The organism is Paenibacillus agaridevorans (assembly GCF_018604145.1).
Classification (GTDB): domain Bacteria; phylum Bacillota; class Bacilli; order Paenibacillales; family Paenibacillaceae; genus Pristimantibacillus; species Pristimantibacillus agaridevorans.
Window position 1 is genome coordinate 6,399,128 of the sequence record NZ_CP075889.1, and the last position, 14,889, is coordinate 6,414,016.

A 14,889-nucleotide genomic window follows, 5' to 3' on the forward strand; every position below is an offset into this window, starting at 1 on the left:
GTCATTGTTCAGATTCCCTCCAATTCGCGTACCTCGAACGGTGTCAGCAGCTTCTCGATCTCCGCGCGGTTCTGTTCGTACCATTCGGGCAGCATCAGCTTCTCGCCAAGATGCTCCGCGTCTTCGTCTCGAGCGAAGCCCGGGGGATCCGTCGCGATCTCGAACAAAATTCCGCCTTCTTCCCTGAAGTACAGCGCGTTAAAATATTGCCGATCCACAATCGGAGTAGGCTGAAAGCCGTTCGCGGCTACGTGGCTTCTCCAGAGCGCGTGCTCCGCGTCGTCTTTCGCTCTCCATGCGATATGATGCACCGTGCCGTGACCTCCATGGCCCGGGGCCATCGCGGTAGCGTTCACGTCAATGATGTTGCCGATGTCGCCGAAAGAACGATAGCGGACGTAACCGACATCCTCGCCAACTTTCGTTAATCCCATAACATCCTGGAGTAACTTGCCTGTCGACTCTGGCGCTCCGCTAAACAGAACCGCGCCTCCGAAACCTTTGATCGCTTTGTCCGTTGTCACGCCTCCGAACGACCATTTGCTATTGGCTCCTTCTGCCCGGGCGACGATCTCGCCGCGCAGTCCGTCCGTATCAGCGAAGCCCAGGTAGGTCTCGCCGAATCGCTGCGTCTCTTCCACTTCGACACCCAACCTCGTCAAACGCTCACGCCAAAATGGCAGCGCGCCTTCGGGAACAACATACGTCGTGATGCCGACTTGACCCGCTCCGATCCGGCCCCTGCGGGATTCCTCCCAAGGGAAAAACGTGATGATGGTGCCGGGACTGCCGCTTTGATCGCCGAAGTACAGATGGTAGACTTCAGGAGCATCGAAGTTGATCGTTTTTTTTACCAGACGCAGTCCCAGTATCCCGGCATAAAAATCGGAAGTGGCCTGCGGATCCCGTACGAATGCCGTAATGTGATGGATGCCTGCCGTTTGTGCACGATCCTCGAAGCTCGTTTGCCCTTGCGCGTTTTGGATTGTCATTGAAATCTCTCCTCTTTTTGCATAATATTTGTGAATCTTAAAATTAAGATATATATTCGATAGAAGCAGTCCTTCCTGCCTAGTGCGGCTACTTGTAGGACTGCTGGGCGTACTTTCCTAATTTCTTGAGCAGAATGCTGGCCTGCGCCTTCTCTTCGTCGGTCAGACCGCCAGTCGCTTCTTCGATGCATATAGTATGCGCCGGGAACACTTCTTCTATAAATTTGCTGCCTTCATCCGTAATTTCGCCGTAGATCAACCGCCGGTCTTCCTTGGATGCGCGCCTGCGGCACAGTCCCTTTTTCTCCAGCTTATCGATGACGTATGTGATGTTGCCGCTGCTCATCAGCACCTTACCGCCAATCTGCTGCAGGGGCTGAGGCCCGCGATGGTACAACATCTCCAATACGCCGAATTCCGTTCTGTTGAGACCGTAACTGCGAATATCCCGATCAATGTGGGCATTTACCCACTGACTGGCCCGCGAAAGCGCAATGTAGAGGTCCAGAGAGACATTGGATTTAGCAGCTTTGCCTTGTGTCGATTGATGAGTTGAATGGTTGTCACTGCTCATATTCATCCGCTCCTTTCCTTCAATTTGCATTATCTTAAATTAAAGATATCAGAAGACGCGGTTATTGTCAACTACCGATTAAAAGATAATTCGGTTTGGAGAAGCGCTCCGCTAGCCTAATATGGCTTGCCGTACGTAAGACATACATCGTACACACCGAATTAAGACCACCAACTGAGCAGAAACCTCGGGGGAAGTCGGTCTCGTCGACTTAACGGCCGCCAACCGAGCACATCCGAAAGTTTAAGTCGGTCTCACCGACTTAAGGAGCACCGACCGAATTGGACCGGCGGTAGGTCGTTCCCATCGACATACTCGCCGCCCTCGCATCTCCAGAAAAGTAAATTCCCCGCCACCGCACCTCATATGGCACAGTTACGAGGAATGCACATTCTCTTATTACGATTCAAAAGCAGATGGGCCTCCAGCCAGCCCGTGCGCAGAGCTAGTCCTGCATCGGCTCCCCCAGGCTACCTACACCGGCTCCCCAAGCTTACCGCCTGCATCGGCTCCCTTGGCTTACGCCTGCACCGCGGCGGCATGTCCATCCGCGGGCGGCGAGTCCGGTCTGACCAGCGCGTGTTTCTCCCACTTGCGGCTGCGCCAGCGGAAGTAAAAGATCACCGCGCGGACCCACTCGTCTGCGGCGATCGCCAGCCAAACGCCCGGCAGCCCCATATCCAGTTGAAACACAAGCAGATAGCCCAGGGGCAAGCTCATGCCAATCATCGAGAATACACCGACATAGAGCGGATACTTCGCATCGCCGGAAGCCCGCAGCGAGTTTACGATGACGATATTAATCGTACGCCCTGTCTCCAGAATGAAGCTATAGAGCAGCACCTGCGCCCCCAGTCTGAGCACATCGGGATCATCTGTAAAGAAGCCGACGAGCTGCTCGCGGAACAGCATCACAATCACGACGACGATCAGCGTGCCGATGCTGGCGGAGCGAACGCTCATCCAGACGCGGCGGTACGCGGCGTCCGGGCGCCCTTCGCCGACAAGACGGCCGACCATGATGGACGTGCCGATGCCGATCGCGAATGCGAACAGATAGATCAACATCGAAATATTCGATGCGTATTGCTTCGCCGCCAGCGACGCCTCGCCCAGATACGTCGTGTAAGCGAGGAAGACGATCTGGCAGCTATGGTACATCACCTGTTCCAGCGCGGATGGGATGCCGATTTTTAAAATTTTGCCTACAAATTCCTTGGACAAATTTAAATAATATCGGAACTGGATACGCACTTCCATAATGCGATACAGCAGCCAAAAGAAGACGACGACCGCGATAAGGCGGCTGCCGATCGTCGAGATCGCCGCGCCCTCCACGCCCAGGGCCGGCATGCCCCAGTTGCCGAAGATTAGCGCATAGTTGCCGATAATATGGATAACGTTCATGCCCAGCGCGACAAACATCGCTTCCTTTGTAAATCCGTGCACGCGAATGATCGCTGCCAGCGAGTTGATAATCGCTTGCAGAAAAATCGCTCCGCCGACAATCTGCAAATAACTTTGGGCGTAGTCGTACACTTCGCCTTGCAGATTCAATGAACTCAGCAAGTAACCGTTAAATGCTACGAATCCGATACTCAGCACCACGCCGACGATCAGATTGAGCGTAACGGCGAGCGCAGATATTTTGGCCGCTTCAAAAAATTTCTTCGAACCGATATACTGAGCCACGACGATGGACGCCCCGTTGCCGATGACCTCCAGCAGCAATATGGCGATGTGCAAATAATGATTGGACGCGCCTACGCCGGACACCGCATTGTCTGAAATCTCGCTCAGCATAAACGTATCCGCGATCCCCATCATCATAAACAACGCCACTTCAAGAAAAATTGGCCACGTCAAATAAAACAACTTAAGATCCTTGGCCTTCTCTCCTCCGCCAAGAACCTGTTGTCCAGTAGGTTCACTCAAACTCTTCACCTTCATCCTATGTCTATTGTCTATTTGCGTCTGACGTATCGTAACATAGAATGGGGGCTTCCGCATACGGGAATTTGCTGGTTAACGAAACTTTCACGTTCCTTGCTTCGGAGAGAGGCTGCCGCCACGGAAAAAGCCCACGGCCAGCAGTAAAAGCGAGGTTCCTATACCCAGAATCAAATCCATGTACGGCCAATAATCATTCATCTGCTGGAAGTGATTGATATTAGGGGAGATCAGTACAGACATAGACACAAGAAGGACGCCCGACGGCAGTATCATCGACCGGTATTGTTGAAGACGGAACAAATGGGCTAGTGTCATATGGAACACATAGAAGTACAAAGAGGTCTTGATGAAGCTCGTCAGCAGCCACATAAAAGCCAGGATAACCTCGATCCGCTGAAGAAATTGACCCACGTCGATCTTCTTCGCCAACGCGTAGCTGGGATACATGTTTCTTGCTGCCAGGTCCTGGCCCAGAATGGAGATGGACAGAAAAATAATGAGCGCTATAATAATTCCTCCGAATAGCGCTCCCTTCACGAAGCTGCCCCGAATGGCTCCCGAATTCCCGACATGGGGAATAACCATCAGCAGCACGCTTAGCTCCGCAAATGGGTAGGCCGTCGTCGACACGGCGCCTTGCATGACCGGACCAAGCCCATTCTCCATAACCGGAAGCAGCTTGCTCGTCTCAATACTTGGCACCAGGAATAGAACGAATACAATCAGGAACAGAACCAATACGGGAAAAAAAAATTCGCTCGTCCTTGCGATGCACTCCAATCCAAGATAAGTCGCGAAAAGGACGACGGCTGCGTAGAAGATGTGAATCGCATGAATCGGCGTCTCCGGCATCATCTGGGTCGTCATGAAGTCGCCGATCTCCCTCACATGGGCTGCAGACGATAGGAATGTATAACCGAGAAAGGCACATGCTACGGCTCCCCCCAGCCATCTCCCAAGCACGGTCTCCGTATAGTCCACAAACGTCCGTCCGACACTGCGCTTTCCAACCGCGCTGTACAGCAAGACGACACCGATTCCGAAGACGATGCCCAGCAGTGCGGAAATCCAGGCATCTCGCCCCGCCGCTTGCGCCGGGACGTCGGGTAGGATCAGAATCGTGTCGCCGATCGTAATATAGATCGCAAGGAGCGCGAATTGTCTGCCGTTAATCTGCTCGAGATTCTTCATCCCTCATTCACTCTCCTCAGGCCAAACGTCGTTTCTACCAGACTGTCGATCGGACGAAAGATCATGGCAATCCAGTCCATGGGATTAGGCAGCCCCGCGTCCAGACCAAGTCCCACCGAAATCCCCGTGCCGAGCGCAAGCAAGAAGCCGAACAGCCCTAACTCCTTCCACTGCCTGTCCCGCCACATGCGAGGTACCTCCAGAACGCATATACAAGCGGCTACCGCCCCAATTGCAACTATCACCATCGTCTTTTTACTCCTTTATCTCGTCGAGGAATGACTCCCCTACCGTTCCGATTCTTCTGATCTTCATATCGACTTTGAATGAAACCTTCAGCTCTTTGAATATTTGGTCCCATTCATTCTGGACGCTGTTCCAGTATGCCGGGCTCGTACGATGAATCACTTCACCGAAGCCGAACACGTCGGTTCCCAGCTTCTTCGCCTTGGCGACAGCTTGCTCCGCGTTCAATCGCATCATCTCCTCCGCTCGCTTCTCAATCTCATCCAGCGAGTTTCTTCCCGTAATATGCATATGGCATTCGACGTCCACGACATTCGCCTCCGATCGCATAGTGACGACGACCTCGGGCTTGCCGTTTTTCACGCTGCCCTTCATTTTCGACTTCGATCGGATGACCTCGACGGCAAGCTTGCCTCCCTCGGGGCATGTTGTCTCCACCATGGTGCTTTTTAGACGACTCGTAATATCGCTAAAGCCCTTGCTTTCCGATTCATTTAGCCATCCGATCAGCTTGTCGGAACGAAACACGGCAATGCCTTGGTATTGCAGTCTTGTTGGCGTATCCGGGGTTCGCAGATTTTGGAGCTGGCGCCCGACAATGGGATCGCCTTTAATCGTGATGCCAGTCAATGCGGGCTGTACGCCCTTATCGACGATCTCCGTAACTAGATCATCCAACTGCACGGACACGGTCGGCGCCCAGGCACGTTCCGATACTTGAAGCGAGGAATACAGCTTGGAGGCCGGAATTTTTTCCATAGGCGTGAGAATACGCAAAACGTCGAACGCCTTATGACCTTTGGCCACAACGATATAAAAGTCCGTCCGCCCTTCCTGATCGCGAGACAGCAGGTCGAGCGATTTCCCCATCCCTTCCCGGGCGAGCGCCTCTCCAATCACAAAGATACGCAAATGGGCAAAATACAGCTTTCGCGGCGTCACCGTCGTCATTCTGCGGATCGCCTCTGCCATTGTATCGCCTGTTGCGTCGTATGTGGTCACCGGAGAAAAACTACCGCCGGACGATCTAGCCGCAACCTCGGAAGGATCGACGACTTGCACCGACACATGGTAGCCGCGTTCCGCCTTGTCTACGCCGATCGCCGTGACAATCGCAAGGTCGTTTAGCTCGCGGCGGTTCCAGCACCCCGTCGCCGTCGCAAGCGCGAGGATGAGCAGAAGCGTACCTAGCGTCCTGACTCTTCGCATAGTGATTGCTCCTTTTCCTGGCTATTTGTCCGGCTTCGGCTTCGCCGCCTTCGCCGGTTGCTGCCTCTTGCCGTTTGACCCCGTCATCAAACCCGGTCTCTTGGTCATCATCCAGTGCGGCAAACGGAAGATCGCATCCTTCTGATCTTCAAGCTTCATGGGGGCGAAAGGGGTCAAATACGGAACCCCGAACGTACGAAGACTGGTAAGATGCAGCACGATCGCGAAGGTTCCCAAAATGATGCCAAACAATCCGAACGACGCCGCAAGTCCCATCAGGGGAAACCTAAGCATCCGGATGGCATTGGCCATGCTGTACGCAGGGAACACAAAGCTCGAGATCGCCGTCGTTGATACGACGATGACCATCGCAGCGGACACGATACCAGCTTCAACGGCAGCTTGTCCAATGACGAGAGTGCCGACGATGGATACGGCGGGGCCGATCGTCCTCGGCATTCGGAGCCCAGCCTCCTTCAGAATTTCGAAGGCCACTTCCATCATAAAAGCTTCAATAAAGGCCGGGAAAGGAATGCCCTCCCGCTGAGCGGCGAGACTTATCAGCAGCTGCGTAGGCAGCATCTCCTGATGGAAGGTCGTAATGGCCACGTATAGCGATGGAAAGTACAGCGCGATAAAGATGCCTACGTAGCGTAGAAGCCGAATCAATGTGCTTATGTCCGCACGATGATAATAATCTTCCGCCGCGTGCAAGAAAGAGACGAACACGGCGGGGACGATCAGCACAAACGGCGTTCCGTCGACCAGTATCGCGACCTTCCCCTCCAGCAGTTCAGCGGCGATCACGTCGGGACGTTCTGTATTGTAGACCGTCGGGAACGGCGTGTACGTCTCGTCCTGAATCAGTTCCTCGATATAGCCGCTCTCCAGGATGCCGTCGATATCGATGTTGTCCAGACGCTTTCGTACTTCCTCGACGATTTTGTCATTCGCGATTCCCTGCATGTACATGATGGATACGTCCGTCTGGGTTTCTCGTCCGATCCGGCGCGTCTCCAGCCTTAGCCGCGGACTTTTGATTCTGCGTCTAATCAGTGCCGTATTGGTCCTCAGCGTCTCCGAGAAAGCTTCTCTCGGGCCACGAATGACCGATTCCGTGTTCGTCTCCGTTACGCCTCTGTCCTTCCAGCCCTTGGTCCCCGCAGCAATGGCGTGGTCGAGGCCATCCAGCAGCACAATCGTGTTTCCCGACAACAGGGCGTGGAACAACGACTTGAACACGTGCACGAACTCCAGCTCTCCCACGGCCAGGATATGCCGCTCCAGCTCGGATACGATCTCTTTTGTCCCATTTCCGGTCCGTTCGGTCTCCTGGTCGGTGTCGTCCGTCATCGCTCTATCCAGAATAAATTCCGCTACGAGCTGCTCGTTCGCCAATCCATCGGTAAACACGATGGCGGCCGCTACACCCCCGCTTAGCCGGATCGGCCGAATGACGATATCGTCGCTGCCTCCGAGCACTTCCCGAATCGTGTCCAGATTGTCCTTGAGCGAAGCCGACAACGGCCTTGGCGTTTCTTCCGCATCGTTCCCGTCCAAGCCATCCTGGCGTGCCGATGAACGCTTCCAACTTCCCATCCTGCTCATTGGCTCCATCCCCGATTGTTTGGCATTGTCTTTTCTATAATATGGTCATTTCTCGCCAATTTTAGACAAAATTTTCAACACAAAAAACTCGATGACCCGCTTGACTAGACTTCGAATTGCCGTTATGCTTATGAACAATATATCGTTACAGCCATGAGTGGAAGTAGTACCTTGGGGCGGATGTCCGCAGCGAGCCGGCGGTTGGTGAAAGGTCCGGCGCAGACGTCTAAGGGAATGGATCCGCTCGCTTCGGCCCGAACCTCGTTCCCGAGCAGTAGGCCCCGACGGCAGCTCCCCCCGTTATCCCAGGGAGACATGAACGAAAGCACGCAAGCGGCCTCGCGCTGTTTTGCTCCGTTCGTGTAAGAGTGCGGTCCTAATGGCCGAATTCGGGTGGTATCGCGGAGTTCACGCTTCGTCCCTGTTACAGGGGGCGGAGCGTTTTTTTGCGTTTACCGGAGCGGCTGCCATTACACGAGCACACGAGCACACGACCACTATCCCAAAGAAATGAGGTTATCCCATGTCCAACAAACGATTCCTGTCCGGCATCAAACCCAGCGGCGATCTCAACATCGGCGGCTACATCGGCGCCTTGCGCCAATTCGTTATGATGCAAGAGGAGGGCGAGTGCTACTTCTTCGTGCCCGACCTTCATGCCGTCACCATTCCGCAAGATCCCAAGGAGCTGCGCGAGCGCTCGCGCCAGATCGCGGCATTGTACATCGCCGCGGGGATCGATCCCCGCGGCAGCGCCATCTTTATGCAGTCGCATGTATCCGCCCATGCGGAGCTCGGCTGGTTGATGGAGACGCAGGCTCACTTCGGCGAGCTTAGCCGCATGACGCAATTTAAGGATAAGTCGGACGGCAAAGATACTGTCAGCTCCGCTCTTTTCACTTACCCTGCGCTTATGGCCGCCGACATCCTGCTGTACCAGGCGACGCACGTGCCGGTCGGAGACGACCAGAAGCAGCATCTGGAGCTGACGCGCGACCTCGCCACCCGCTTTAACAATCGGTTCGGAGAGACGTTTACCGTGCCGGAGCCGATCATTAGAGAAGTTGGCGCCCGCGTCATGGGCCTTGACGATCCTTCCAGCAAAATGAGCAAAAGCAACCCGAACCAAAGCAGCTATATTCTCCTGCTAGACGAGCCGGGCGTCATTCGCAAGAAGTTCTCCCGCGCCGTCACCGACTCCGACATGAACGTGCGCTACGACTGGGAGGCGAAGCCGGCCGTCAGCAACCTCATCGAGATCTATTCCGTCTTCGCGGATATAGGGATCGCAGAGGTCGAGCGCAGATTCGAAGGGCAAGGCTATGGCGCATTCAAAAAGGATCTCGCCGAAGTCGTCATCGCCAAGCTCGAGCCGATCCAGCAGAGATATGCCGAGCTCGTCCATTCCGAAGAGCTCGACCGCATCCTGAAGGACGGCGCGAACCGCGCCGCGGAAGTCGCGAATCGCACGCTGAAGGCCGCCAAAGAGGCCATGGGCTTCTTGACGTTCTAGGTTCATAAAGAAAGGGGATGCCCCAAGTCATCGCGACTTTCGGAGCATCCCCTTTAAATTCATGGTTCAATGCCATTTACTGACTGCCTTCGACCAGCAAATCGACGATGATATCCAGCTGCTGCTCGACCGAGATCGGATCGCTGAACAGAAACTCGTCAAAATCGATCGGGTAAATATGACCGGCTTTGCCTGCAGGCGTATTCTGGATAAACTTATCTACCCTCTTCATGTCTTCCTCCGCGCCTTCATTTACGGCGAGCAATAACCGATCGCCTACGAATTCGGGGATCACTTCCATCGATATATCCCATGTCTCTCCGTCAATAACGTCCTTCTTTACTTTTTCGGTCGGCTTCAAGCCCAGATACTTGTAGATAATGTTGCCCCCCATATTGGTATCGCCGTAAATAAAGATCGAGCCTGGGCGCACATTCAGGATCGAGAAAGTTTCACCCGCTCCAATAACCGGGCTGATCTTTTCTTTGTATTGCGCGATTTTTGCCGCAAACGCCTCATTCCATTGCTTCGCTTCTTCCTGCTTGCCGAGAATATCGCCGAACATCTCGACATCCTTGATCGGATCGTTGTACTGCTCCACAACAATCGTCGGCGCAATCTGGCTCAGCGCTTCGTATCCGCCTTCCACGACCTCCGCGAACGGCTCCGTTGTCACAATAAGATCGGGCTCCAGCAGCAGAATCTTCTCCAGATCGGGAGGATTCCCGATATTCGTAATATCGGAGGTATCGCCAATCAGCGGATTATCCAGAATGTGTGGCGTTGCGCCAACCGGCCTTACCCCTACCGCCATCAGTTCGCCCAAATGGAAGAGACTGACTACGCGCTGAGGTTTCACCGGAATTTCCGTTTCGCCTTTCAAATGCTTGTACATACGTGTCTCTGCAGCTCTACTTTCTGCAGTTGCCTCTGCCGGAGCTGACGGCGAGGACGGCGTCCCCGTATTGTTGTTTGCCTGGCATGCGCTCAGCAGCAAGGTTGTGCATAGCAGCATCATCGCTCCGAACGTTGGTCTTGAAAATCTAAACATTGATGTTTCCCCTTCCCCCATCCATTGATAACAAGTCTCATTCTCATTATGGGAATAGGGCTCAGAGGATACAATAGACGATTTTAACAGCCGCAATGGATTATTCTGAACTGCCTGCCGATGCTCCTCCCGGTATTGCAGCGGGGAGCAGCCCGTATGTTTCTTGAACAGACGGCTGAAATAATAGACATCCGCATAGCCGACGCTGCCCGCGACCTCCTGGATACGAGCCTCCGAATGCACCAGAAACTGCTTCGCTTTGCGAATGCGCGCATGAATCAGGTATTCGATCGGACCGACGCCGATCTGGCTCTTGAACAAGCGAGACAAGTAGCTTGCGCTGCAGCCGTAAATGCCGGCCAACTCCTCTGCTGTTATCGGCTTCCCGTAATGTTCGTGAATATAATGAATCGCTTCGGTTACCAGGTTCGATCTGCCGTTCTCCTTTGCCGACATCCGGAGCAGCCGCATAATCTCGTACACCAACGGAAGGAAGGCAGACTGCGCCTGAAGCTTCTCCAGCGAGGTTGTTTGCTGCCACAGGCGATGCATGGCCAGACACTTTTCCTGCAGAACCAGAGACGCGCCGGGATGGAACGCATAGGACATGCGGAAGCTCTCCTCCTCCTCCGGCGAGTCGCAATCCGCCCTGTAAAGAATGACATAACAGGCATAATCACTTCCTAGCGGCGCCATGCCCAGCTCCGCTTCCTTCCCTCCATGCAGAATGTGAGGCGAACGGGCTTGATAGACCGTTCCCGACAGACTCACCCTCGCCTCTCCATGGGTCGTAATGATAAAAAAGCTGGCTGGCGTTACATAACGATCAGGGAGCGTTCCCTTCTCCGCGCTATACTCCCGAATATCCAGCAGTCTAATGGCGGCCCGGCTCCACCGTTCGATGTGGACTTCCCAATCCATACGTTGCCCCCTCTCGCTATTTGGCTTATGCCTCCCACCATCTCCGGTTCGGATAGCCCTCCGTTCGCAGAGGAATGCTCTCTCCGATCATCGGAGTCGTGATCGTCACGCCTCTACGCTCCGCTTCCTTCGTCACGCGAATGGCAGGATCATCCCAACTGTGCATCGCGAGCGTAAAGCCTCCCCAGTGAATCGGCAGCAGCAGCCCGCCCCGCACGTCGAGATGCGCCTGCACCGTCTGCTCCGGCAGCATATGGATCGCCGCCCACTTCTCGTCGTATTGCCCGCATTCCATCAACGTCAGATCGAAGGGGCCCAGCCGCTGCCCAATCTCCTGGAAGTGAGGACCATACCCGCTGTCCCCGCAGAAAAATACGTTCCCCTCGCGGCCCCGCAACGCCCAAGAGCACCATAAGGTGCTGTCCCGAGTCGTCGTTCCCCTGCCGGAGAAATGCCTCGCAGGCGCGCAAGCCAGCTTAAGGCTGCCGACCTCGCGTTCCTCCCACCAGTCCATCTCGGTTATTCGATTACGGGAAATTCCCCAACGCTGCAAGTGCGCTCCTACGCCCAGCGGCACAAAGAAGTGTCCGACCTTCGCTTCCAGCCGTTTGATAGAGGGATAGTCCAGATGATCGTAATGATCATGCGAAATAAATACGTAATCGATTTTCGGAAGGGCCTCCAGCTGCATAGGCAGCTTGCCTCCATAACGTTTGCCGCCGACGATGGGAAACGGCGATGGCGTCTTGCCGAACATCGGATCGAACAGGATCGTCAGCCCATCCATCTGCAGCAGCGCCGCGGAGTGGCCGAACCAGATAACCCTTGGTTGCCGGCTCGGCCTAAGATCCTCTTCGCAGAGCGCAACATACGGAATCGCCTCGCGAGGATTACGATCGGGATTGCCCCGAATGAATTCCCAGGCGGCAGGCAGCATTTCTTTAAAGCTCATCAGCACCTTCGATTCGAGGGGATAACGAAACTTCCCGTTGTCATAATGCGGAAGACTCGCATACCTCCCGAGTTCCTCGCGGGAAGGCCGGCCCCCGAAGACGGGGACGACGATTTGTACAAGCGGAACGGCGACAACGATAACCAGCACAATCAGGATAATAATCGCAATCGTTAACCACATCTCGGTTTCTTCCTCCATCCTGACTTCGATTCTCGCGTTTCGTGCGGTCGAAGCCACTCCACCTATCATTTACTACCATCGTAGACCGATCGGAGGGCAAAAGTAAAGAGCCCCCCGGCGTCCGTCGAGGACGGCCGCGGAAGGAGCTTTTTAGCAGTACGGTTTTTGTCGTGTTGGTTACAACCAACCGAGACCACCAGATGAAGTAAAATTGTTTGTGTACCAATAATTGGAGCCTTTACAGGCAACAAAAAAGTAGGGTATCCTCGGGATTGCTGAGATCACCAAGAAAGAGCCCTACTCGATGACTACTATACCCGAAAATGCGTTCAATGATCTACTAGAAAATGCTGTAACTGACCAACCAGGACCAATTAAGATAAACATTATCCTATACAAGACAAGGTGATCAATGTCCTCTTGGATAACAAGATAAACATCGTCCTATTCAAGCTGATCATCGTGCTGATCATCGTCCTTCTTGGATAAGAGGAAAATCTCCCTCTAATTGCCCTCTCCTCGTCATCCCCTGAGTCTTAGAGGGATTTCCTCCCTCTAATTTAGGCCGAATCCATACATTTAAGCAAAACCTATATGATTATAGGGAGGTTTTCCCTTTAAGATCGGCAATCAGCTCAATTCAGTATGATTAGATGGAGCTTTTCCCTTTATTTCTAGATTAGGCATACGATTGGCTCCCCCTCCCATTCGGTCGTGCAACAATGCAATGTTACTGTAGGTAGAAAGTCCAAAATGAGCTGGCTGCGCCGTTTTCGCGCAAGATTGCGCGGGTTTCATCTCGAAAAGGATAGGTCAAGCATGAGAAAACTTATGCTATCCTATCATTCGAGAAGAAACAGCCGGGCTTCAAGAGCCTCGGCTGCCTCTATTCTTCCGTTCGCCGCATTTTAGCCAACTCGGCTGTCTGAGTAATAGGCCATCGCGTCCCGCATGAACAGGGCGAGTCCTTCTCCGAACTGGTCGATATTACGCGTGAATCGTGCGTCATCAACATACATCTGCCCGAGACCTTTGAACGCCTCCAGCGAATACGAGCCCATTTGGTTCAGCAGCGTGAACCATTGGCCGATCGCCTCTTGCGACGCCTCCGATGACGGATCGTCATGGCGGACGGCCGCCAGCTTCCTGTACAATTCGTTCATCTCGTCCTGGAAAGCCTGCATTTTGCCATCTTGCTTCAGCTTCTCCATCTTCGCGTTCGATTCGTCGACGGCCCTGTCGCCCCAGCGCTCTCTTGCCTCTTGTTCGTATGGGTTGCTGCCGAAATCGAAGCCTTTGAATTTTTCTTCGTTTGTCATGGTTACCTCTCCCTTCGCGTGTCTGATCGTCTGCTCCACCGTTCGGAGCAATTGCTCCAGCTGGCTTCGCTTCTCGTTCAGCATCTCCCGATGCCGCTCCAGCGCTTCCAGCCGGTCGAACGATTTGCTTGTCACGATTTCCTTGATTTTTTTCAAAGAAAACCCAAGCTCCCGAAAAAATAAAATTTGTTGTAGAAGCTCAAGATTTCGCTCCGAATAGTCGCGATACCCCGCCTCCGTGGTCCCGTCGGGAACTAACAATCCGATCTCATCGTAATGATGCAGCGTGCGCACGCTGATCCCGGTCAGATCCGCAACCTCTTTTACCTTCATGGCGCCTCGGCCTCCTTTCAACCTTTACTCTAAAGTATCACGTAACGTGAGAGTCAATACGTTTTTTAATGCTTTCTTCTATTTCGAGAAAATCGACGAATAACCTGTCTCATTAACCCAATCCAACAGCCTTCGCCGCTTATACAATATATGGAGTGCCAATAATGCACGGACGGAGGAGTGATAAGTTGTCCAGCTTAAAGAAACAAAGCAAAGAAGTTCTCCAGGAGAACACGGTGATCAGCATGAGCCTCGTTTTCGAGGACGGCAGCACGAAAGTAATGAATCTGGAGGGGCAGGAGCTGTCCAGCAAGGCCGCCAAACGGCTGCTCGAATCGATCAAGTGGGACTCGGTCGCAGAAGTCACGTTCGAGGTCGATGAGGATGAGCGCGACGGCGAAGAAGACGACGATGCTGAGGACGACGATCTAGATTACGATTTGGACGATTATTTGGATGACGAAGAGGATGAAGAAGAGGACGATTAGGAGGAAGTATAAGAGGACGTTTTATTCTGACGCCTATGTCCTCTAGTCCTCAAAAGTTTGGGGCTGTCCAATAAGTCTCAAAAATAAAAAGTTGGGCGGAAAAACGCCTTCCGTCCAACTTTTTGTGTACCTGCTTTTTCAGGAAAGTGGCGAGGTGGATGCCTGCCACTTAACATTCAACCAAAACGGGGCGTCCAACATTCCGTTTTCACTGATTTATTGAATAGTCATTTGCCAGTTGTCGGCCTATTAGGTGGATTGTGCATGAATTTTCATACACGTTTGAACAAGCCTCCCCATATAATCGAGCCATAAGGATAAACGGGGCTACCTTAAAAGTTCACTTCTCGGACAGC

General features: G+C 53.5%; 12 protein-coding genes. 2 read left to right on the forward strand and 10 right to left on the reverse strand.

The window, feature by feature from the left end:
• Positions 1–8: 8 nt before the first annotated feature.
• From KJW29_RS25680 to KJW29_RS25710, 7 genes are all read right to left on the reverse strand, one after another.
• Positions 9–992, reverse strand: a complete 984-nt coding sequence (locus tag KJW29_RS25680) for a VOC family protein (RefSeq protein ID WP_214626763.1) — start codon at positions 990–992, stop codon at positions 9–11.
• Positions 993–1,080: 88 nt separating this feature from the next.
• Positions 1,081–1,566 (reverse strand): MarR family winged helix-turn-helix transcriptional regulator, encoded by a 486-nt coding sequence (locus tag KJW29_RS25685; protein WP_214626764.1) that lies wholly within the window; start codon positions 1,564–1,566, stop codon positions 1,081–1,083.
• A 519-nt stretch (positions 1,567–2,085) separates the two neighbouring features.
• A complete protein-coding gene (locus KJW29_RS25690) occupies positions 2,086–3,501 on the reverse strand; it encodes an MATE family efflux transporter (protein WP_246608380.1) in 1,416 nt (471 codons plus the stop codon).
• A 102-nt stretch (positions 3,502–3,603) separates the two neighbouring features.
• Positions 3,604–4,710: a GerAB/ArcD/ProY family transporter gene (locus tag KJW29_RS25695; RefSeq protein WP_214626766.1), complete on the reverse strand. Its 1,107-nt coding sequence runs from the start codon at positions 4,708–4,710 to the stop codon at positions 3,604–3,606.
• A complete protein-coding gene (locus tag KJW29_RS25700) occupies positions 4,707–4,958 on the reverse strand; it encodes a hypothetical protein (protein ID WP_214626767.1) in 252 nt (83 codons plus the stop codon). The genes KJW29_RS25695 and KJW29_RS25700 overlap by 4 nt, the downstream gene beginning before the upstream one ends.
• 7 nt (positions 4,959–4,965) lie before the next feature.
• Positions 4,966–6,165: a Ger(x)C family spore germination protein gene (locus KJW29_RS25705; RefSeq protein ID WP_214626768.1), complete on the reverse strand. Its 1,200-nt coding sequence runs from the start codon at positions 6,163–6,165 to the stop codon at positions 4,966–4,968.
• 21 nt (positions 6,166–6,186) lie between these two features.
• Positions 6,187–7,764: a spore germination protein gene (locus KJW29_RS25710; protein WP_425517578.1), complete on the reverse strand. Its 1,578-nt coding sequence runs from the start codon at positions 7,762–7,764 to the stop codon at positions 6,187–6,189.
• A gap of 532 nt (positions 7,765–8,296) precedes the next feature.
• Between KJW29_RS25710 and trpS the strand changes: the two genes are divergently transcribed.
• Positions 8,297–9,286: a tryptophan--tRNA ligase gene (trpS, locus tag KJW29_RS25715; RefSeq protein ID WP_214626770.1), complete on the forward strand. Its 990-nt coding sequence runs from the start codon at positions 8,297–8,299 to the stop codon at positions 9,284–9,286.
• 76 nt (positions 9,287–9,362) lie between these two features.
• Here trpS and KJW29_RS25720 read toward each other — a convergent pair whose 3' ends face one another.
• The 3 genes from KJW29_RS25720 to KJW29_RS25730 form a co-directional block, all read right to left on the reverse strand.
• Positions 9,363–11,258: a helix-turn-helix domain-containing protein gene (locus KJW29_RS25720; RefSeq protein ID WP_214626771.1), complete on the reverse strand. Its 1,896-nt coding sequence runs from the start codon at positions 11,256–11,258 to the stop codon at positions 9,363–9,365.
• A gap of 25 nt (positions 11,259–11,283) precedes the next feature.
• Positions 11,284–12,393 carry an MBL fold metallo-hydrolase gene (locus KJW29_RS25725; RefSeq protein WP_214626772.1) on the reverse strand — a complete coding sequence of 370 codons (1,110 nt, stop codon included), beginning with the start codon at positions 12,391–12,393 and terminating at the stop codon, positions 11,284–11,286.
• 908 nt (positions 12,394–13,301) lie between these two features.
• Positions 13,302–14,045 (reverse strand): MerR family transcriptional regulator, encoded by a 744-nt coding sequence (locus tag KJW29_RS25730; RefSeq protein WP_214626773.1) that lies wholly within the window; start codon positions 14,043–14,045, stop codon positions 13,302–13,304.
• Positions 14,046–14,233: 188 nt separating this feature from the next.
• On the opposite strand from KJW29_RS25730, the gene KJW29_RS25735 reads away from it, so the two are divergent.
• Positions 14,234–14,533 carry a hypothetical protein gene (locus KJW29_RS25735; protein ID WP_214626774.1) on the forward strand — a complete coding sequence of 100 codons (300 nt, stop codon included), beginning with the start codon at positions 14,234–14,236 and terminating at the stop codon, positions 14,531–14,533.
• Positions 14,534–14,889: the final 356 nt, after the last annotated feature.

Excerpts from the sequence above, each read along its gene's own strand:
- KJW29_RS25695 (WP_214626766.1), bottom strand. The coding sequence starts at position 4,710 with ATGAAGAATCTCGAGCAGATTAACGGCAGACAATTCGCGCTCCTTGCG.
- trpS (WP_214626770.1), top strand. The coding sequence starts at position 8,297 with ATGTCCAACAAACGATTCCTGTCCGGCATCAAACCCAGCGGCGATCTC.
- KJW29_RS25680 (WP_214626763.1), bottom strand. The coding sequence starts at position 992 with ATGACAATCCAAAACGCGCAAGGGCAAACGAGCTTCGAGGATCGTGCA.
- KJW29_RS25725 (WP_214626772.1), bottom strand. The coding sequence starts at position 12,393 with ATGTGGTTAACGATTGCGATTATTATCCTGATTGTGCTGGTTATCGTT.
- KJW29_RS25705 (WP_214626768.1), bottom strand. The coding sequence starts at position 6,165 with ATGCGAAGAGTCAGGACGCTAGGTACGCTTCTGCTCATCCTCGCGCTT.
- KJW29_RS25685 (WP_214626764.1), bottom strand. The coding sequence starts at position 1,566 with ATGAGCAGTGACAACCATTCAACTCATCAATCGACACAAGGCAAAGCT.
- KJW29_RS25710 (WP_425517578.1), bottom strand. The coding sequence starts at position 7,764 with ATGGGAAGTTGGAAGCGTTCATCGGCACGCCAGGATGGCTTGGACGGG.
- KJW29_RS25700 (WP_214626767.1), bottom strand. The coding sequence starts at position 4,958 with ATGGTGATAGTTGCAATTGGGGCGGTAGCCGCTTGTATATGCGTTCTG.
- KJW29_RS25730 (WP_214626773.1), bottom strand. The coding sequence starts at position 14,045 with ATGAAGGTAAAAGAGGTTGCGGATCTGACCGGGATCAGCGTGCGCACG.
- KJW29_RS25720 (WP_214626771.1), bottom strand. The coding sequence starts at position 11,258 with ATGGATTGGGAAGTCCACATCGAACGGTGGAGCCGGGCCGCCATTAGA.